Here is a 19,452-nt window from a genome sequence, read left to right on the forward strand (position 1 = left end):
AATTGTAATAATTGATTGTAAGTTAAAAATAGATTTTTGTAAAATTCTCTATTGTCCAAATAACCTATCCAAGTAGCCCGCAGAAACGAAAAACTTGCTTGACACCCTTCGCCAGCGCCCTTATCATGATACTGAAGCTATTTATTTATCTTCGCAATCTGCAGATTAAAACGACAAAGGGAACTTTGTATTTGGCGTAAATCATGCTTAATTTTTTGCACTATGTGCACCTTATGTCTTTATCAAATTTCTAGGTTTTTACCTATATAAGCTGAAACGCGCTTATAAAGCGTTCAAGACATCAAAAGACGTCAAATAGAACAAGGGAGAATTTGAATACTAGCTACCCTAGGTTTTCTTTGCCTTTTTTTTCTGCCTAGTAAATTTCTTAAACATTTATAGCTAAGGTTAGTTGCAATTAAAAGCAGCTAAATTGCAGTGTTTAAGGCTTAAAAAACGCCAATACTGAAAATAGACAATGACTAGGGTTTCGTGTGCCTTTTTTTTTATTTGGTAAATTTCTTAATGTTTGGATTAATTGCAATTTAAGAGAGATGTCATCCCAGTGTCAAGCACTGGGATGACAAAAAAAGGAGCACTGGAATAACATCATTCTTTTTCCTGGATCCAAGTAATCAGGGCACTGGGATGACACCGAAGGAGCTACTCGGATGACACCGTCATAAAGGAACCAGTGTCAGCTACTTGGATAGGAGGCACTAGAATCCAGTAAGCTTATTTATGCATATAAAAGGTTATTATTTTGTAAAGGCAAAGTTGCTTTTGGTTTTAAGTTAAAGTACAATAAATGCAAAGGTTTATATAAACTGGATTCAAGTAGTCAGCTACTTGAATGACATCAGACAAACAATCGTACATATGCTAGTCAAAATAGGTATCAGAGGAAGCAAGCTTGCAGTTGCCCAGGCTTTGGAAGCAAAACAAAAGTTGCTGGATTCTTTTCCTAACTTATCTATTGAAATTGTTAAAATAGAAACTTCTGGAGATAAGTATGCAAACGCAAATCTTGCTGAAATAGGAGGCAAAGGATTATTCATTAAAGAAATTGAGACTGAATTGCTCGAAAATAATATAGACATGGCAGTTCATTCGCTAAAGGATATGCCTGCGTTTTTCTCAGGGGGTTTAACAATTCCTTGTGTTTTAGAAAGGCTAAGTTCATGCGATGCGTTTATTTCTCATAAACACAATAGCCTTGAGTCTTTGCCACAGCAGGCTACTATTGCCACTTCTTCAATAAGAAGAAAAGTTCAGTTGTTAAATGTTAGACCAGATCTAAATATAATATCGCTACGTGGAAATGTAACAACCAGATTGCAAAATCAAAGTTTTGATGGAATAATTCTAGCTGAAGCAGGACTCATAAGATTAGAAAAACATCACTTGATTACAGAGGTATTGCCACCAAAAGTTATGTTAAGTGCAGTGGGGCAGGGGGCGATTTGTATTCAATGTAGAAGGAATGATGTAAAAATTATCGATCTTTTAGAGAAAATTAATAATAATATGTCTTTTATAAGAGTGAAATCAGAGCGCAGTTTTATGAAAACAGTGAATGGTTCGTGTTTCACACCACTTGCAGCTTTGGCTGAATATGTGAGCGAAAATATGCTACATCTTCGTTGTATGTTAGCAAATGAAAAAGATATATACTTTACTGAGCGCACTTCATTTATAGAAGATGCAGAAGAAATGGGTATGGATGCAGGATTAGAGTTGAAATCAAAATGCTTATAAGCTTACCTAAAGTACGTGGAATCTATCGTTATGACGTCTTAATGTCTAAAGCGACGTGGTTAAACGTCGGTGGACGAGCTGATGTGTTATTTAAACCATGTGATATTGAAGATTTAACATACTTGATTAAAAATACTGAACTGCCAATTAGCGTTATTGGTGCAACATCCAACATAATAGTACGAGATAGTGGCATTCGAGGAATAACAGTAAAATTAGGTAAGGAGTTTGCATATATTAAAAGTAAGGGTAACAACTCTATTGTTGCAGGTGGTGCTGCGCTGCTCAGGAACCTTGCTTACTTTGCAGGAGAGCAACAAATTAGTAGACTCGAGTTTCTAGTTGGAATTCCAGGAACAGTTGGTGGCGGAATAGAAATGAATGCAGGTGCGTATGGTAGTGACATCGCAAGCGTTGTACAATCCATAAAAGCAGTGAATCTAGAGGATGGAAACCTATATGAGTTCTCCAGCGAAGAAATGGGGTATTTTTACCGTGGACATAGCCTAAAAGGAAATTGGATTTTTGTTGAAGCTGAGTTTAAAGGAGTAAACTCAGAGTATGAGCTTATATTGCAAAGGTTAAAGGAAATTGTTGAGAGAAAAAATAAAAGCCAGCCAATAAGAGGAAAAACTGCTGGGTCCATATTCAAAAATCCAAAAAACTACCGAGCATGGGAGTTAATTGATAAATCTGGCTGCCTAGGGTTAAATATTGGTGGAGCTAGAATCTCTAAGAAACATTGTAACTTCTTGCTCAATTACGATAATGCAACTGCATCTGACTTGGAAAACCTTGGCAACAGAGTAAAAGATGCAGTAAAGGATAAATTTAATGTTGAACTTGAGTGGGAAATAAGGGTTTTGGGTAGCTATTAGATAGTTTTTATAGCTTCTGTATATTCGTTCAGGAGAACGGCAAATAAGGTAGACAAGGTGATCTAAAAAAATAATCATAGAGAAAACGTGAGGTAATGTGGTTAATCTGTATCCGTTCAGGGTAGCAGCAAGACTATAGAGTAAAAGTGAGTTTACAATAAATGGTGTCATCCCAGTGCTTGACACTGGGATGACACCATTTATTGTAAGGACTTACCTCACATTTACTTTATGATTATCTTTTTAGATCACCTTGTCTACCTTATTCTGCCACTTCGCTGAACGGATACGAAAATGTTGTATAGTGTGCTTGTTTACAGTCAATTTTTCTGGATCCCAGTGTCTGGGCACTGGGATGACACCATTTATTGTAAGGACTTACCTCACATTTACTCTATGATTATCTTTTTAGAGCACTTTATCTACCTATTTTTCCACTCTGCTGAACGGATACCAATTGTGCAATATGGATAATGGCAACAAATTTACTACCGAAATTCAGTGACTTATGATTGATAATTAAAGTCCTTAATTAGTAACCGTTCACACTTAATTCTTCAATCTCACTAATAGAAAGGCCAGTAAACTTGACAATAGTGTTGACATCAACATTGTTAGCCAGCATTGCTTTTGCGACTTCGATTTTTCCTTCAATTTTGCCTTCCTCTTCACCAATTTTGATGCCTCTTTCTTCACCAATTTGGATGCCTTTTTCAGTAGCAAGGTCAAGTCTGTATTCAAGAATGGCTTCTTCCTTACGTAGATCCATTATTCTTTCTTCGTAAGCTACTAAATCTTTTTCATTCCAGCTAAACCTGTCTAATTCATCGTAGGCTAACTTTATTATTGGTGCTTTTTCTGCTATTTTCCTTAAGTCTTCTTCCGTAGTTTCATCTGCATATTTGAAGAAAAATAACCAACGATCCACTATGCTTTCTAGCTGTTCTTCCTTATTCTTAGGAAATTTAGGTAGTTCAATAAATACAAATTGAAAATCTTTTAAGTCATGCTCATTGGTTTTCTCATCTCTTATAGTGTGGCTGGATATATAATCAAGCTTATCAGGAAATAAATTACAATTAGAGATAGCAATAAAGAAAACCTTCTTTAAATCAATGTACTTACCAGATTTATCAGCTTGCCTTGAGTAAGCCTTAGCAGCATATAGTTGAGCTCGTTTTTCGAAGCCTTTATCGCGAGTAAGCTGCATTTCAATCACATACCTGGCCCCACTAGAATCCCTGCAAAGAACATCAACTATACTTTGCTTATCAGATGCAATTTCAGGATCCATTATAGTACTGAGGAATTCCACTTCTTGTATGGTATTTATCTCGGTAAATCCTAAAATATCATTCAAAAAATGTATGAGAATATTCTTATTTTTTTCAGTGCCAAATATTTTTTTGAAGGTTAAATCCAGCTTAGGGTCGAGAAACTTAGATAAAGCCATAGCCAAAGTGCTTAAAAATATTAATAATTATACACTATTATTAACAATTATTCAACCATATTTTTGAAGATAGCAATTTTCTGTATTTACTTTAAATTGAAGAAAGCTCAAATGAAAGATCGTGCTTTGCTAAAAAAAAATCACAGAATGCAGTCTGGTTACCTTAATTAGAAGTTTAGCTTTAACTTTAAATGGACTACTCAACCGTGACAGACTTAGCTAAATTTCTTGGACAATCTGCATCTAACCCTTTTTTTGCTGCAGTAAAGTAAGCAAGGAATTGCATAGCAACACTGTAGATGATTGGAGAGATAAAATTATCAGTGTCTGGAAGTTGCACAACATCTGCGCAAACTCCCCTTAGGAATGGTGCTCCTTGCTTATCACTGAAGGCAATTACTTTGCCTTTTCTTGCAATAATCTCTTGTATATTAGATAGCGTTTTAAAGAATAAATCATCATAAGGGATAATTGCTATAACAAGCACAGTAGAGTCTATTAAAGCAATAGAACCATGCTTCATTTCTCCCGCTGCAATACCAGTTGTATTGATGTATGAAAGCTCTTTTATCTTCAATGCGCCTTCCATTGCAACTCCGTATGAACTTCCTCTGCCGATTAAAATAACGTTATTGTGTTCTAATATACTGCCCGATATATGTTGTATTTTCATCACATTCAAAACGTGCTCAACATACTCGGGAATAGAATTGATAGCACTGCTTAGCTGTTTTATTCTCTCTCCACTTAGTATACCTTTTATTTTTCCAAGCTCCACAGCAAAGCATGCTAAAGTTGCAAGTTGCGCAGAAAAGGTTTTTGTTGAAGCAACACCAATTTCTTGCCCAGCAAGAGTATGTAACACAATATCTGAGATCTTTTCAATGCTGCTGCTAAATGTATTAGTTATACTTATGATTATTTGCTTCTGTGATTTCGCATAACGTAGCGCTTCTATGGTATCTGCAGTTTCGCCAGATTGAGAGATGAATAACCCAATGCTGCCTTCTTCCAGCTTGACGTTGCTATACCTAAATTCTGATGAGATTTCTAGATATACTCGAACTTGAGCGACACTTTCCAGCCAATACTTTGCTATTAGCCCAGCAAAATAAGATGACCCGCATCCAACTATAGTGATGTAACTCAGCTCAGAAAACAATTTTTTATTAGCAAATATTACCTCTTTATATTGCTTGTAAAATTGATTTATTGTCTTGTTTAATGCACGCGGTTGCTCAAAAATCTCTTTTAACATGAAGCTAGGGTAACCATTTTTGCTAATTAGAAAATCACTCGGACTACTATTTTCTATACTGCGTTTAACTTGTGTACCATTGTTGTATATACTAACTCCACTAGATTTTATTACTGCAATGTCATCATCTTCCAAATGCGATATTTTTTCCACAAATGCGCTTAAAGCATTAGAGTCAGATGCAGCAAACACTGTGTTACAGTTATAGCCTATTGCTAAAGGCAAATTTCTCTTCGCAACAAATAAGGCGTCTGGATATTCTGCAAATAATAAGACCAAGGCAAATGAGCCATGTAAGTTGTTTAAACACTTAAATAGAGAATCAACTGGCGACAATCCTTCATCAAGATATAAGGTCAACATGTTTGGTATGATCTCTGTGTCAGTGTCAGTATGGAATGACATTCCCCTTTCTTCTAGGCCCTTTTTTAGCAGATTGTAATTCTCAATTATGCCGTTATGAGCAACAACAACATTATTTGTACGAATAGGGTGAGCATTTTTAAGGCCTGGGACTCCATGTGTAGCCCAGCGAGTATGTGCTATACCAACTGTACTGTGAGACATCTTGCTGTCATCAACAACTTCACATAACCTTTCGACTTTACCTTCTGATTTTTTGACTTCTATCTCGCCTTCGTTATTTATGATTGCTATACCTGAGGAATCATATCCCCTATATTCCAATTTTTGCAACCCAGTTAGTAAAGTTGGTATTACTGAATCACCGCTACTTACTACACCAAATATTCCGCACACAACCAAATGAACCTTTTTTTAGAGTTATGAGGCATTTTTACCTTTATCGTCTTTTCCCTTTATACTTTCCTCTGGTTGATTTTTATTTTTTCTATCATTTTTTTCGATTTTGCCTTTTTCAATTGGTTTAGCTGCCACTTTTTGAGTTTCTTTGTTTAAAACTTCAGATATAGCGGACTTTAGGACTTTCACCTCAACTTTTGGTGCTATTTCTATTATAAATTGTGCATTTGCCTCATCAACTTTATTAACTTCACCTATTATTCCACCAGAAGTAATGACTGTATCACCACGCTTTATTTGATCTATAATCTTTCTATGTTCTTTTAGTTTTTTTTGTTGTGGGCGCATAATGAGAAAATAAAATACCACAAATATTAAAATCAATGGAATAAAACTAGTAAAAGATGCACCGATACTCGATGTATTGCTAGTTGCATCTGCTGCAAAAACTTCAGAAATGAACATATTTAATCCTAATTGTTAACGATAAAAATAAACCTATTTAAGTATTAATTGCAATACCATACCATGTCAAGTTTGGTGAAAGCATTTCTCAATACCGGTTGCGAATTCTAAGTTATGCTAAAACTAATATGGCGGGAGTGATGAGACTTGAACTCACGACCTCATGCGTGACAGGCATGCGCTCTAACCAACTGAGCTACACCCCCCTAATTTCTTTTTAGCGTTTCTGGGCTTCAACTTTAAAGCTAATAAACATGTTGCCCTTTGTCAATATTTTTTGTTTGCGCTTTGCTGTCTTTTCTATTACTATGTAAATAATTTAATTTCATACATGGCTTGTACAAGTAGTCCCATTAGGGTTATGCCATGGAAGATAAACTATTTGGAGGAATGATATATGACAAATTTGCCTAAAGTCACTGTGCGTGATTTAGCTGAATCTGGTGTACATTTTGGTCACAAAATTAGTCGCTGGAACGCAAAAATGGCTCCATACATATATGGAGTGCATCAAGAAAATCGTATACATATAATTGATTTGCGAAAAACATTACCATTGCTACAGGTGGCCATGAAGGCTTTATATGACGTTGCATTTCAAGGTGGTCGCATTCTATTTGTTGGTACAAAGTTTCAAGCTTTTGATATTATTGCAAGTGAAGCGATTCGTTGTGGTCAATATTATGTGAATCATCGTTGGCTTGGTGGTATGCTTACTAATTGGGGCACTGTTTCTTCTTCGATAAAAACCTTGATGCAATATGAGAAAATATTAAATGACGAGGATAGCATTTTAACAAAGAAAGAATTGGGAAACATTGAAAAGAAAAAGCAAAAGCTTGATAAGGCGCTTGGCGGTATTAGAGAAATGGGAGCAATTCCTGATATCTTATTCATCATTGATACTAATAAAGAGCATATAGCGGTTAAGGAAGCTAAGAAGTTAGGAATTCCAATAGTTGCAATACTTGATACTAATTCTGATCCAGATGGTATTACTTATCTCATACCTGGAAATGATGACTCAAGAAAATCAATAGAGCTCTATTGTAAATTAGCTACCGACTCTATATTAGCTGGAATAGAGTCTAGTCTAGCAAAATCTGGAGTTAAGATTGATGATATAAGGGGTGATGAGTTTATTCAAGAAAAAGAAGACGGTATTGTGCAAACTAAAAGGAGACGTAGTAAAGTTTACAAAGAAGAAGAAAGGGAGGTAGTAACAAATGAAGATGAATCCAGATGATATAAGAGAATTACGTGATAGAACAGGGCTTGGCTTAAGTGACTGTAAAAAAGCATTAGAAGAATGTGATGGTGACATCAAGAAAGCCGTTGATAAGTTGCGTACAATAGGTCTTGCTAAAGCTGACAAAAAATCTGATAGAATAGCTTCAGATGGACTCGTTGCTATGTGTTTGACTGAAAATTATGGTGCATTGGTTGAACTCAATTGCGAAACAGATTTTGTTGCAAGGAATGAGAAATTTATAGAGTTAGTTTCAAATTTAGCATCAATTGCTCATCAAGAACGCTGTACTAGCGTTGATGAGTTAAAAAATGCCAAGTATGAAAGCATTGGCACAGTGCAGGAAGCTATTATGAATGGTACATCAGTTCTTGGTGAGAAGCTAGAGTTAAGCAAGCTTTGTTACTTAGAAGCTAAGGATGGAGTTATTGCTGGCTACGTACATGGTGATGTGTGTGGCTTAGGTAAGATTGGTGCTTTAATTGCATTGCAATCATCTGGTGATAAGGCGAAGCTACAAGAGATTGGGAAACAAATAGCTATGCATGTAGTTGCTATGAAGCCTGAAGCTTTGTCTATAGATGATTTAGATCAAATGAAGTTGAAAAATGAACGTTCTATAATTGAAGAGCAAGTGAGGGGCTTAAATAAACCTGAAGAAGTAGCAAAAAAAATAGTAGATGGACGAATGGCTAAGTACTATGAACAAGTTGTTTTACTAGAACAAAAGTTCATAAAGGATGATAAAATGAAGGTTTCTGATTTTATAAAATCAAGCGAGGTGAGTGCTATTAAATTATCTAATTACAAGTTACTTGTTTTGGGTGGTGCAAACTAAATGGTAAAAAATGTTTCCCTCAACAAATGAAAAAAGCGAAATAAAATATTCCAGAGTGTTATTTAAAATCTCTGGTGAAGCTTTAATGGGGTCACAGTCTTTTGGCTATGATATGGGAATAATAAGCCAATTGTGCAAAGATATAGCTGATATTAACAGGCTTGGAGTTCAGGTATGTATTGTTGTTGGTGGTGGTAATATCTTTCGTGGCACATCTGCGTCTTTAAGTGGCTGTGAAAGAGCAAGTAGTGATTATATTGGAATGCTTGCAACTATAATCAATGCTTTAATTTTACAAAACTTTTTAGAAAAAAATTTAATAGCTTCTAGGGTATTATCTGCAATACCCATGGCCACTGTATGTGAACCTTACATAAGAAGGAAAGCTATTCGTCATTTAGAAAAAGGTAGAGTGGTAATTTTTGCAGCAGGCACAGGCAACCCATTTTTTACTACAGATACAGCTGCAGCCTTACGTGCTGTTGAAATGAATTGTGATGTTATTCTAAAGGGTACGCAAGTAAATGGTGTATACTCCGCTGATCCGAAAAAAAATGAGGATGCTGTAATGTATGATAGGCTTTCTTACACGGATTTATTGATTCGTGATTTAAAAGTTATGGATGCATCAGCAATTTCACTTGCTCGTGAGAATTATATTCCAATTATAGTTTTTTCTTTGAAGGGAGAAAAAATAGTCAATATTATTAAGGGTCAAGGTACTTATACTATAGTTTCAGATTGTAAACAGTAGGTAATTTATGTTAAATGAAATAAAAGCTAAAACAAAAGAAAGAATGCTAAAAACTATTCAGTCCTTTCATGATGATATTAAAGGCGTACGCACTGGTAGAGCTAGCGCATCGTTGCTTGATGGTATAGTTGTAAATATCTATGGTGGACATCAAAAGTTAAATCAGGTTGCAGGTGTTTCGGTTATAGATAACAAAACTCTATCAATTAAAATTTGGGATATTAATGTTGTCGGTGAAGTGAAAAATGCTATATTAAATGCCAACTTGAATTTAAATCCTGTTGTTGAGGGCAATACCATACGTATAGCTCTTCCGGACTTAACACAAGAAACCCGTGAAAAATTAGTGAAATTATTGCATCAGTTTGCTGAAAATGCACGGATTGCCATTAGAAATATACGTAGAGATATTATGGAAGAAACAGAAAAAATGAAGGAAAATAAAGAAATCTCAGAAGATGATTTTCATGGTGCTAAAAAGGAAATACAAAATATTACTGATGATAATATAAAAAAGATTGATGGTGAATTGTCCATCAAAGAAAAGGATATATTGCATCACTAAGGTAATATGAAAGAAACCTTCAGTAGTGAATATGAACGTTGTGATTTGAGAGCAAATTCCACCAAGAAGGGTGTCATCCGAGTAGCTGACACGCAACTGTTACGAACATTTGTCCGCGGAGGCAGTGTGTTAGCCGTTTTTGCCTCAAACACAAAAGTGTCATCCCAGTGCTTGACACTGGGATCCAGCTTTTCATACAATCTCGTCAAAGACGTTTGTTTTAGCATAAGACAGCTATTTTTATGCTTATCAGCTCAGTGTGCTCACTTGCAATCAAATTTCTGGATTCCAGTGTCGGGGCACTGGAATGACACCCTCCTGGTAGCACAATGTTCGTATAGCTGTGTGTCAGTTACTTTTATGACATCGGGTGAACTTTAAATGTTGAATCAAGAATCTTTACCGAAACATTTAGCAATTATTATGGATGGTAATGGTAGATGGGCGAACAATCAAGGAAGGGTAAAAATTGATGGTTATAAAAAGGGCAGTGAAGTTGCATACGATATTGCCAAGTATTGTACGGACTTAACCATACCCTACTTAACTTTGTATGCATTCTCTATGGAAAATTGGCTTAGACCCAAAAACGAAACTGACTGTCTATTTGATTTATTTTACTCTGTCTTAACTAATGAAGATAAAGTCAATTTCATTTGCAACTGTAACATTAAGTTGAATTTTATTGGCAATTTAAGTCTGTTACCCAGTAAAATATTGGATCAAATTAAAAAAGCAGAAGAAATGACACATAAGAACGATGGTTTATTACTCACTGTGGCAGTCAGTTACGGAGCAAAGCAAGAAATTACACAAGCTATAAGCAATATTATAAAAGAAAATATTGCTTATGTATCAGAAGAGGAATTTGAAAAATTTCTGTATACTAAAGATTTGCCAAAATTGGATTTATTAATTCGCACTGGCGGCGAAAAAAGGTTAAGCAACTTTTTATTATGGCAAGCAGCTTATGCTGAATTATATTTTTGTGATACTTTATGGCCTGATTTTTCTTGTCAAGATTTGAGTAAAGCATTAGAAGATTATACAAAAAGAGAGAAAAAATATGGTAGATAATAATTTTATAATTAGAATGTTGTCCTCAATAGTAATATTATTCATATTTTCCTTTGCTACATATTTCAGTGATTTATCGTTTTACCTATTGATTTTTTCAATAGCAGTTTTATCTTCTTTTGAATGGTATAATCTAACCCAAGGAAATAAAATTTTATACGTTTTTGCATTATTATTGATTGCACTACCAAGCGCCTCATTAATATATTTATATAATCTACCACAGGGAAAATACGCATTAGTATGGTTCGTCTTAACCATTTGGGGAATTGACATTACTGCCTACCTATTTGGTAAGAATTTTGGTGGAGCTAAAATTTGCCCAATTCTTAGCCCTGGAAAAACTTGGACAGGACTTCTTGGTGCGATTTTAGCTGGAGTAGTGTGCACAATTTTTGGATCAATATTTTTTGGTCTATTTTCAATTTTTTATTCTCCAATCATTGGCCTTGCAATTGCTATTCTAGCGCAACTTGGCGATTTCACTGAGTCGCTTGTTAAAAGAGCTTACGGTGTTAAAGATAGTGGAAGTATGATACCTGGCCATGGAGGAGTGCTCGACCGTATGGACAGCTTCATTTTTACTGCCCCTCTTATTGCTATTTACATAAGCTAAGTCTGCAGAAGAAATAAAGTGCCATTAGAGGTCATCTCTAGTCAGCTCCCCAACCGCTTCCACAGTACAGTCATGGACAAACGTCTTTTCACAATAAGGGCAGGCTATTTCCTCTTCTTCTCCCATATCTAAATATATTAATGGATGGCCGGAACCCTCATCATTTTCATCACCATGACAACAAACTTTTCTATTATTAACCCTCACTTTTGACATGCTAGTCCTTTAGCTTATAACATTTATATATTGAATATACCCATTCAGAAATAAAAAATAACAAGCACTATTCTCCATTTTTTATCCTATTCAGGTTAATCAATTCGTTTTGAACGCCTTTTGATACAAATTTGCTAACATCTTCTCCTAATCTTGCTATTTCCTTTACAAAACTTGATGAGATAAATTGAGTATCTTCAGAAGCGGGAAGAAATATGGTTTCGATTTCAGGAAGAAGTTTATAATTTACCCAACTCATTTGAAACTCGTAATCAAAATCCGACACTGCTCTTAATCCTCTAATAATAACAGAAGCATTCTGCTCTTTGGCAAACTTCACTAGCAACCCATTAAAAGATATAACATCTGCATCAATTCCTAGTCCTTTGATTTCATTTTCAGCCATGCTTGTGCGTAGCTTTGTGTCAAAGGCAGTATGCTTATTAACGTTTTCTGCAACCCCTATTATTAATTTATCGACTAGTTTACACGCTCTTTTGATTATGTCAAGATGCCCAAAAGTTATAGGGTCAAATGTGCCAGGGTAGATTCCTGTTCTGTTATTAATGTTCATCCTTTGTTTTTATATAAACTACTTTAAAAACTTTTGATAGACATGATAACATTTTTTATCTAAAAATGAAAGTATACAGTTGGCCTGATAGCTCAGTTGGTAGAGCAAAGGACTGAAAATCCTTGTGTCGCTGGTTCGATTCCTGCTCAGGCCACTTTCCTTTCTTACTAAATTTACCTTTTTGTTGTAAAACGTTCTATAATATGTTATGATATTGATATAAGTGTTGAGAGGGTAAACTATATGTATAAATATTATAGCAGAATATTTAATATCCTATTAATTATAGTTCTATTATTAAGCAATATTACTTATGCGGGCGTTAGTGAAAAACCGGCATCTCAACATGTAACCAGAAAAGAAGAACCAGCGTCAACTGTCTTGACGGCAGAAAATACAGTAAATAATGACATAGTTGTTGGTTTGTTGAAAACGGAAGAAGAGACATACCCGCATGAGCTTGGGCTATCTCAAAATGTCTACGAGATGTTTAATAATTTTAGAGTTAAAATTGTACTAATTGATTATAATAAGATAATTAGCCTTAAAAAAATTCAGACAGAGTCACTTAATCTCGCAAAACAAGATGAAACATTGGCAAAGAAGTTAACATTAGACCGAATAAAAGTTGAAGTTGCACAATTCATTAAAGAGCACAAAATAAATAGGATATTTATTCCGGATAATTTACATTCAGCACCCACTCCTTATCGTCAGCTTGTTACTGAAGCAATTGTAAAAATAGTTGATGATAACCCTGCAATTCATTTACTTGGCATATGTGAAGGCATAATGAATGCAAAGGGAATTGAAGTAGTGAGTGTTGTGAGTGATGAAGAGAAGCAAATAAAATCAGCACCTAATCCACAGAAAGAGGATGTACCTCTCCAGCGGATAAAGATCGTTCCAAATAGCCGTTTAGCAGAAGTAGTAGCCAAATTCCTAATACCTAATGAAAATGGCTGGTTTTCAACATGTTTTCCAGATGCTCATTCAGGAGCAGTAAGTAATACACCAGAAAATAGAAGAAAATTGGAGTCACTTGGATATAAAGTTGCAGCATTTTCCAGTGATGGGGTAATAGAGGCTATTGAAGATAAGCATGGTAATGTTCACTTTCAAAGTCATCCAGAAGCCCTTGTTGTGAAGTCAGATAAAAACCTCTATTTATCAAATCACAAGGAACGTCAAGTGTCTACACTAGTTGCTATAGCGATTATAAATGATTTTCTTTATCGTGCTTAATAGATAAAATAGTAGTTTATATAAATCCCATAGCATGCCGAATGAAGCGTTTTTTGAGGAAATCTGAATTTTCAACTGCAATCAAGCCAAGATTTCTTAGTGCTTTAGCGCAGAATATTCTGTTGGAAAACATCCTATTTAATCCATCAGTTGCAAGCGCCATTGTAAAATTATCAAAGCATCTGTTACGTGAAATTTTCTTTAATAAATAACTACTGCCAACATCAATACCAGCCGCTTTTGCAGCAACTACGTGCTTTATAACACTTTCTACATCTCTAATTCCAAGATTAAGCCCTTGACCTGCAACTGGATGAATTGAATGTGCTGCATCGCCGATAAGCAAAACTCTACCCTTATATAACTTTTTTGCGAAAGCAAAACTTAAAGGATAAAGTTTTCTTTCACCCTCTAATTTTATTTCTCCTAAATAAGAACCAAATCTTTTTTTAAGCTCTATAATAAATTCTTCTTCAGACAGATCCATTAGCATTTTTGAAATTTCAGATTTTTCTGTCCAAACTATCGAAGAAGTATAGCCACCCTTCATCGGTAGAATTGCAAATGGACCGCCAGGGAAAAAACGCTCTACAGCTAAGTTTTGGTGATGCAGTTCATGCTTTACATTAAATACTATGCTATTTTGTTTATAGTTAAATTTCACTGTCGGTATAGAAAATAACTCTGGTAATTTAGAGTTTTTGCCTTCAGCGCAGATAAGTAGCGATGATGTTAATTCCTGGTTATTATTAAGAATAACTTCCACATATCCTGAATCACAAGCAATTGTTTTATAGGAATGTGGAGAGTATATATTTAGTTTATTCAGAAAATTATTGTTGATTGCATTCCATATAGTAGCATTGTTAATAACATAACCCATTGGCTCTTCGCTAACCATTTTATGATTATAATGCACAATAATTGGGCTATCTCCATCTAATACGCATATATCAAGTATAGGTTCAGCTTCACTCTCCACAAACTGCCAAATCCCTAACTTTTCCAATATTTTTTTCGAGCCTTGAGAAACAGCAAATGCTCGATTGTCATCTACTACACGTGGTAGACTATTTTTTTCAATCACAGCTACAGACACAGAGTTACAACTGAGGCCAATTGCAGTAATAAGACCAAGCAACCCACCACCTGAAATGACTACATCATCATTCATTTTATTTATCTAAAATTATATTCTATCTATTTTAAAAATAGTTTAAACAAACTTTATAGACAAAGACCTATAGCTAACCCAAGAAAGGTTTCCCTACGTCATACCGCGATTCATTCCATAGCTGTACGAACATTGCAATGTGGCACATAGTAAACGATGTCATGAAAGTAGCTGACACTGGAATTCAGAAAAAAGGATGATGTTATTCCAGTGCCTCTATGATGTCATCCCAGTGCTTGACACTGGGATCCAGCTTTTTCATAATCATCAAAATGTTGTATTTTAACATAAAACGGCTACTTTTATGCTTACCAACTTAATAAAATTCCTGGATCCCAGTGTCAAGCACTGGGATGACACCCTTCTGGTAGACAATGTTCGTACAGTTGTGGATTCATTCGCGGTATAGATTCCGCTAACACGCAGCGGAATGACGAGTTCATAGCTTACCAAATTATCGGTAAATCTGAATTGCTTTAGTTATAGAAATAAATTTCGAGTCAGATGTATATAAATTCTATATAATTTTTATCCTACTACTAATTTAACAAGATGGATCATATAGATATTATAAAATCAAAATTATTATTATCCGACATAGTAGGTAAAAAAGTCAGATTAATAAAAAGAGGAGATAGTTTTGTTGGACTCTGTCCATTTCATAACGAAAAAACCCCATCTTTTTCGGTGAGCAATACTAAGGGGTTATATTACTGTTTTGGTTGCTTAGCTAGTGGTGATGCATTTGAATTTATTTCACAAACTGAAGGATTAAGCTTTAAAGAAGCATTGGAAAGATTAGCATCGGTTACAGGTGTTGAACTGCCCAAAAATCTTAGTATTACAAAAGAGGATAATAAACTATTTTTAGCGCTTGATTTGGCTGCAAATTGGTTTGCACAAAAAAATCAAGGTGTTGTAGATTATTTAAAGCAGCGTAAGATTTCACCTAAAATCATAGATAAATTTAAGATAGGTTATGCACCAAGCTCTGGTTTGAAAGAGTATTTAAACTCTTCAGGTATTGAAGACAAAATTTTAATTGATATTGGATTAGTAAACAAAAATTTTCATGATTATTTTTATGACCGGCTGATATTTCCTATATACAACATTGCAGGGAGAGTTATTGGTTTTGGTGGACGTGCGCTGAGCTTTGAGCAACAGCCGAAATATTTAAATAGCCCAGAGAGTCAGCTCTTCAAGAAGAGGGAGAATTTATACGGATTAAACTTTGCTTTAAGCGAAATACGTAAAAAACAGCACATATTTGTTGTTGAAGGATATATGGACGCTATAGCGCTACATCAAGCGGGAATTAGTAATGCAGTTGCTCCGCTTGGTACCGCAATTTCTGCAGAACAGATAAAAAATCTATGGAGATTTGCTAAAGAAATCTCCATCTGTATGGATGGCGATAGTGCTGGACGTCGTGCTGCTACTCGAGTTGCAGAACTTGCTCTGCAAATATTAGAGCCTGGATACACGTTAAAGTTTGTGACTTTGCCGAGTAATAAAGATCCATACGATATATGTAACGAACTGGAATACAAGAAAGAAGACGTATTGACTGCTCTTGACCATTCAACAAAACTGCATTCTGAATATTTATGGCATCACATAATCGATAGCAATTTGCAAAATTATGAAAAACTTGCTCCGGAAAAATATTCAATTCTTGAGCACAAGTTCATGGAATATGTAAATACTATTAGCAACAGCAGTATTAGAAGGTATTACAGAGATTATTTTTACAATAAGGCTAGTGAACTAAGAAGTAGCTTCAAAAAACAGATTTTTAATAGTAAAACTAGAGCAACAAAAGGTGAGTATCTTCATAATAAATCTCCAGAGCTAATTGAAGCAGAGCAAAATCAGGCCGTAATTTTGCGTATAGCCGTAGAATTTCCTGAAATTTTGAACCGTCCTATATTTTTTGAGCAATTTTCTCATTTTGAATTTACTAATGAGATGAAAAGATTACAACAGCGTATAATTGATGTAATAAGTAACAAAAGCAAACTCGATAAACAGCAAGAATTAAAACAGTTTAACGTTATAAAGTATGTATTTGAAAAAACTAGTGTACTAAATAGCCAATTGAACGAGAGAAAATCTGCAGAAATTGTGTGGAATAATATAGTGTTACTAAAAGAATTAAATGCATTACGAAAAGAAAGAACCGAAGCGAGGCTGAGCAGTAATCTTGACTTAGAAGAAAGGTTGATAGAACAAATAGAGCAAATAGAAAGTAGTATACAAGAAATGCAAATGGAATTTATTCACAAGTAGACTGCTACAGTTAATTATTTTTAGATTGTTTGTCATTCTGCTGCTTTTTAACGGAATTTATGATAAGAGATACCGCGGCGGCATGCTTGGGCTAACCCAGTGTTGACACTTATGCCCTTGTCATGCAAGTAGCTGACACTGGGATGACATCTTATGGTTTACGATTTGTGGACTTACTTGCGTGTTCAACTTTATTTTCTTCCATTTCTCTATAACTTGGTAATGTAGAATTTTTTATATGCAATCCGGTATATATTGCAACCAAAGCAGCTATAATACCACAAACTATAGCACCAGCCACAAATGGAATCATCACAGCCGCAGTAATTAGTAATCCTGTAACAGCAACTCCAACAGCATCTCTCTTTAATGAGTTGTGAAAATTTTCCTTATATTTAGTTTCTTGTTCATTTGGTATAGAAAATTGAGCATCTGTGAAGCCATTAGCTTTATTACCATTATTTGGCGTGGCAGTTTGGTCAATCCCTGTTGCTACAGGTATTTCATTGTTGTGACTATAGTTTGATAAACCATCATTATTAGTACTAACTGGAGGCACTGTTGCTACAGGTTTACTACCAATGTTCCCATTACTGCTGCAAGGTTTTGCTCTATTTTCTTCTACATTAGATGTTTCTGGTGTAATAAAATTTAATAGTATCTGAGTAATTTCTTTAACTTGCGTAGTTTGTTCTTTATCCATGGCCACCTTTAAAGCCTTTTGCATGTTTTCATCATTTACATAACCTAACAATAATTTAACTTCCTGAACATACTCTTGAGTAACAGCACAGAGCAAAGCATTAAATTTTTCTTCTTCATTAAACTTATCACTACCCAAGAGTATTCTTACAACATCAGCTTGCTCAGTCGTTATAGCTTCGTTCAATCCAGCTTTTACATATTTGAATTGACCAGTATTGCCTTTAGTTTTCAAATTTGTGAGTAATTTAATAATTTGTAGAAATATAGCACGATCATTGGTGTTGTCTGTAATATTAGGTCCCTTTGAATTAACAATATGCCCAAGTAAAGTATAATGACGTTTATTTATTTTTTTTATATTTATCCTATTTTCTTTGAGCTTCTCACCAAACTCCTCAGCAGTTATATCAGGATTTTTAGTTACAATTCCCTTTATCTCTTCATAAGTCATGTCAAATTTTACCACTATTACTATCTAATTTATTATAGCAACTTTCCCATAACCAGTCAAGGCATATTGCAGTTTCAAGCAGCATGATATATATTGAATGCTTTATTTATGGTTCTTAAAGCAAATGATGGAAGATTTAGCCTATAAATTAGTTAAAGTGACCGAAGCTGCGGCGCTTGCTGCATATAAACTAGCAGGCTTTGGTGATGAAAAAAAGGCTGATCAGGTTGCAGTTGATGCAATGCGTACAGTATTAAATTCAATGGAAATAAATGGTACTATCGTAATTGGTGAAGGTGAGAGAGATTCAGCACCAATGCTGTATATTGGCGAGAAGGTTGGCACTGGAAATGGTCCTGAAATCGACATTGCTGTTGACCCACTTGAGGGCACTACGATTTGCGCTCACTACAAACAGGGGGCAATGTCCGTTCTTGCTGCAACGAAAAAAGGTAATTTTTTACATGCACCTGATGTTTATATGGAAAAGATAGCAGTAGGAAAAAATCTCCCAGAGGGTGTGGTCTCACTAAAAAATAGCATTGAAAAGAATCTAGACAATTTAGCCAAGGCAAAAAAATGCAAAGTGAATGATCTCGTGGTAACTGTACTTAAACGTGAAAAGCATGATGAATTAATAGAGAAAATCAGGAAATTAGGAGCAAAAGTTAAACTAATAGATGATGGTGATGTTGCGGCCGTAGTTTCACTAGTAAATGGCAATCACGATATGTATATCGGCATAGGAGGAGCACCAGAGGGAGTGCTTGCGGCTGCAGCGCTAAGCTCAATCGGTGGGCAGATGGAGGGAAGATTAATATTTGATACGGATCAATTAAAAGAAAGAGCAAAAAATTTAAATATCCATGACCCAGAAAAAATCTACACCGTAAAAGATATGGCAAGAGGTGAATCAGTGTTTATTGCAACTGGAGTAACAAGCGGAGAACTTGTGGATGGAGTTAAATTGAATCGTAATACCTGTTCAACTAGTTCTTTAATAATTCTACCTAACAAGCTGATAAAGATGCAAGTTATAAGTTAGGTTAATTATTTTTTAATACACCTAAATTTTAGCTTTACAATATACTGATATTAAAATATATTATTTATGTTATTTCT

Annotated in this window: 20 protein-coding genes and 2 tRNA genes; 13 read left to right on the forward strand and 9 right to left on the reverse strand. The window is 34.9% G+C overall.

The window, feature by feature from the left end:
• Positions 1 to 879: 879 nt before the first annotated feature.
• Together hemC and murB are read left to right on the forward strand one after the other, a co-directional pair.
• Positions 880 to 1,758 carry a hydroxymethylbilane synthase gene (hemC, locus tag OPR57_RS02945; protein WP_265037511.1) on the forward strand — a complete coding sequence of 293 codons (879 nt, stop codon included), beginning with the start codon at positions 880 to 882 and terminating at the stop codon, positions 1,756 to 1,758.
• Positions 1,749 to 2,636 carry a UDP-N-acetylmuramate dehydrogenase gene (gene murB / locus OPR57_RS02950; protein WP_265037275.1) on the forward strand — a complete coding sequence of 296 codons (888 nt, stop codon included), beginning with the start codon at positions 1,749 to 1,751 and terminating at the stop codon, positions 2,634 to 2,636. The genes hemC and murB overlap by 10 nt, the downstream gene beginning before the upstream one ends.
• Before the next feature lie 532 nt (positions 2,637 to 3,168).
• On the opposite strand, the gene OPR57_RS02955 is transcribed toward murB, so the two are convergent.
• From OPR57_RS02955 to OPR57_RS02970, 4 genes are all read right to left on the reverse strand, one after another.
• Positions 3,169 to 4,089, reverse strand: coding sequence for an Rpn family recombination-promoting nuclease/putative transposase (locus OPR57_RS02955; protein ID WP_265037277.1), 921 nt, complete (start codon positions 4,087 to 4,089; stop codon positions 3,169 to 3,171).
• 196 nt (positions 4,090 to 4,285) lie between these two features.
• Complete coding sequence (glmS, locus tag OPR57_RS02960) at positions 4,286 to 6,106, reverse strand: glutamine--fructose-6-phosphate transaminase (isomerizing) (protein WP_265037279.1); 1,821 nt, start codon at positions 6,104 to 6,106, stop codon at positions 4,286 to 4,288.
• A gap of 24 nt (positions 6,107 to 6,130) precedes the next feature.
• A complete protein-coding gene (yajC, locus tag OPR57_RS02965; RefSeq protein WP_265037281.1) occupies positions 6,131 to 6,574 on the reverse strand; it encodes a preprotein translocase subunit YajC in 444 nt (147 codons plus the stop codon).
• A 129-nt stretch (positions 6,575 to 6,703) separates the two neighbouring features.
• Positions 6,704 to 6,780, reverse strand: a tRNA-Asp gene (locus OPR57_RS02970).
• Positions 6,781 to 6,971: 191 nt separating this feature from the next.
• Between OPR57_RS02970 and rpsB the strand changes: the two genes are divergently transcribed.
• From rpsB to OPR57_RS03005, 7 genes are read left to right on the forward strand one after another with little or no spacing between them, the layout of a single operon-like run.
• Positions 6,972 to 7,820, forward strand: coding sequence for a 30S ribosomal protein S2 (gene rpsB, locus OPR57_RS02975; protein ID WP_010962661.1), 849 nt, complete (start codon positions 6,972 to 6,974; stop codon positions 7,818 to 7,820).
• Positions 7,801 to 8,661, forward strand: a complete 861-nt coding sequence (gene tsf / locus OPR57_RS02980) for a translation elongation factor Ts (RefSeq protein ID WP_265037283.1) — start codon at positions 7,801 to 7,803, stop codon at positions 8,659 to 8,661. Before rpsB ends, tsf begins: the two co-directional genes overlap by 20 nt.
• 10 nt (positions 8,662 to 8,671) lie before the next feature.
• Positions 8,672 to 9,415 (forward strand): UMP kinase, encoded by a 744-nt coding sequence (gene pyrH, locus OPR57_RS02985; protein WP_265037285.1) that lies wholly within the window; start codon positions 8,672 to 8,674, stop codon positions 9,413 to 9,415.
• Positions 9,416 to 9,422: 7 nt separating this feature from the next.
• Positions 9,423 to 9,980 (forward strand): ribosome recycling factor, encoded by a 558-nt coding sequence (gene frr / locus OPR57_RS02990; RefSeq protein WP_265037287.1) that lies wholly within the window; start codon positions 9,423 to 9,425, stop codon positions 9,978 to 9,980.
• A gap of 6 nt (positions 9,981 to 9,986) precedes the next feature.
• Positions 9,987 to 10,361 (forward strand): hypothetical protein, encoded by a 375-nt coding sequence (locus OPR57_RS02995; RefSeq protein ID WP_265037289.1) that lies wholly within the window; start codon positions 9,987 to 9,989, stop codon positions 10,359 to 10,361.
• Positions 10,362 to 11,057, forward strand: coding sequence for a polyprenyl diphosphate synthase (gene uppS / locus OPR57_RS03000; RefSeq protein ID WP_006280511.1), 696 nt, complete (start codon positions 10,362 to 10,364; stop codon positions 11,055 to 11,057). It begins immediately after the preceding gene.
• A complete protein-coding gene (locus OPR57_RS03005; RefSeq protein WP_065094666.1) occupies positions 11,047 to 11,673 on the forward strand; it encodes a phosphatidate cytidylyltransferase in 627 nt (208 codons plus the stop codon). Before uppS ends, OPR57_RS03005 begins: the two co-directional genes overlap by 11 nt.
• A 24-nt stretch (positions 11,674 to 11,697) precedes the next feature.
• Here OPR57_RS03005 and OPR57_RS03010 read toward each other — a convergent pair whose 3' ends face one another.
• Positions 11,698 to 11,889, reverse strand: coding sequence for a zinc-finger domain-containing protein (locus tag OPR57_RS03010; RefSeq protein ID WP_151808017.1), 192 nt, complete (start codon positions 11,887 to 11,889; stop codon positions 11,698 to 11,700).
• A 67-nt stretch (positions 11,890 to 11,956) separates the two neighbouring features.
• Positions 11,957 to 12,463: a pantetheine-phosphate adenylyltransferase gene (coaD, locus tag OPR57_RS03015; RefSeq protein WP_065094664.1), complete on the reverse strand. Its 507-nt coding sequence runs from the start codon at positions 12,461 to 12,463 to the stop codon at positions 11,957 to 11,959.
• An 81-nt stretch (positions 12,464 to 12,544) separates the two neighbouring features.
• Between coaD and OPR57_RS03020 the strand changes: the two genes are divergently transcribed.
• Positions 12,545 to 12,617 (forward strand) — tRNA-Phe (locus OPR57_RS03020).
• Positions 12,618 to 12,706: 89 nt separating this feature from the next.
• Positions 12,707 to 13,708, forward strand: coding sequence for a gamma-glutamyl-gamma-aminobutyrate hydrolase family protein (locus tag OPR57_RS03025; protein WP_265037294.1), 1,002 nt, complete (start codon positions 12,707 to 12,709; stop codon positions 13,706 to 13,708).
• A 16-nt stretch (positions 13,709 to 13,724) separates the two neighbouring features.
• Here OPR57_RS03025 and ubiH read toward each other — a convergent pair whose 3' ends face one another.
• Together ubiH and OPR57_RS03035 are read right to left on the reverse strand one after the other, a co-directional pair.
• Positions 13,725 to 14,882 carry a 2-octaprenyl-6-methoxyphenyl hydroxylase gene (ubiH, locus tag OPR57_RS03030; RefSeq protein ID WP_265037296.1) on the reverse strand — a complete coding sequence of 386 codons (1,158 nt, stop codon included), beginning with the start codon at positions 14,880 to 14,882 and terminating at the stop codon, positions 13,725 to 13,727.
• A gap of 282 nt (positions 14,883 to 15,164) precedes the next feature.
• Positions 15,165 to 15,335 carry a hypothetical protein gene (locus OPR57_RS03035; RefSeq protein ID WP_265037298.1) on the reverse strand — a complete coding sequence of 57 codons (171 nt, stop codon included), beginning with the start codon at positions 15,333 to 15,335 and terminating at the stop codon, positions 15,165 to 15,167.
• Positions 15,336 to 15,434: 99 nt separating this feature from the next.
• On the opposite strand from OPR57_RS03035, the gene dnaG reads away from it, so the two are divergent.
• Positions 15,435 to 17,174, forward strand: coding sequence for a DNA primase (gene dnaG / locus OPR57_RS03040; protein WP_265037300.1), 1,740 nt, complete (start codon positions 15,435 to 15,437; stop codon positions 17,172 to 17,174).
• A gap of 151 nt (positions 17,175 to 17,325) precedes the next feature.
• Here dnaG and OPR57_RS03045 read toward each other — a convergent pair whose 3' ends face one another.
• Positions 17,326 to 18,345, reverse strand: coding sequence for a hypothetical protein (locus tag OPR57_RS03045; RefSeq protein ID WP_265037302.1), 1,020 nt, complete (start codon positions 18,343 to 18,345; stop codon positions 17,326 to 17,328).
• 112 nt (positions 18,346 to 18,457) lie between these two features.
• Here OPR57_RS03045 and glpX point away from each other — a divergent pair, with 112 nt between their 5' ends.
• On the forward strand, positions 18,458 to 19,375 hold the full coding sequence (gene glpX / locus OPR57_RS03050) for a class II fructose-bisphosphatase (RefSeq protein ID WP_265037512.1): 918 nt from the start codon (positions 18,458 to 18,460) through the stop codon (positions 19,373 to 19,375).
• Positions 19,376 to 19,452: the final 77 nt, after the last annotated feature.

Origin of the sequence: Wolbachia endosymbiont (group A) of Anomoia purmunda, assembly GCF_947251545.1 — a bacterium.
In the GTDB taxonomy this organism is placed as follows: Bacteria; Pseudomonadota; Alphaproteobacteria; order Rickettsiales; family Anaplasmataceae; genus Wolbachia.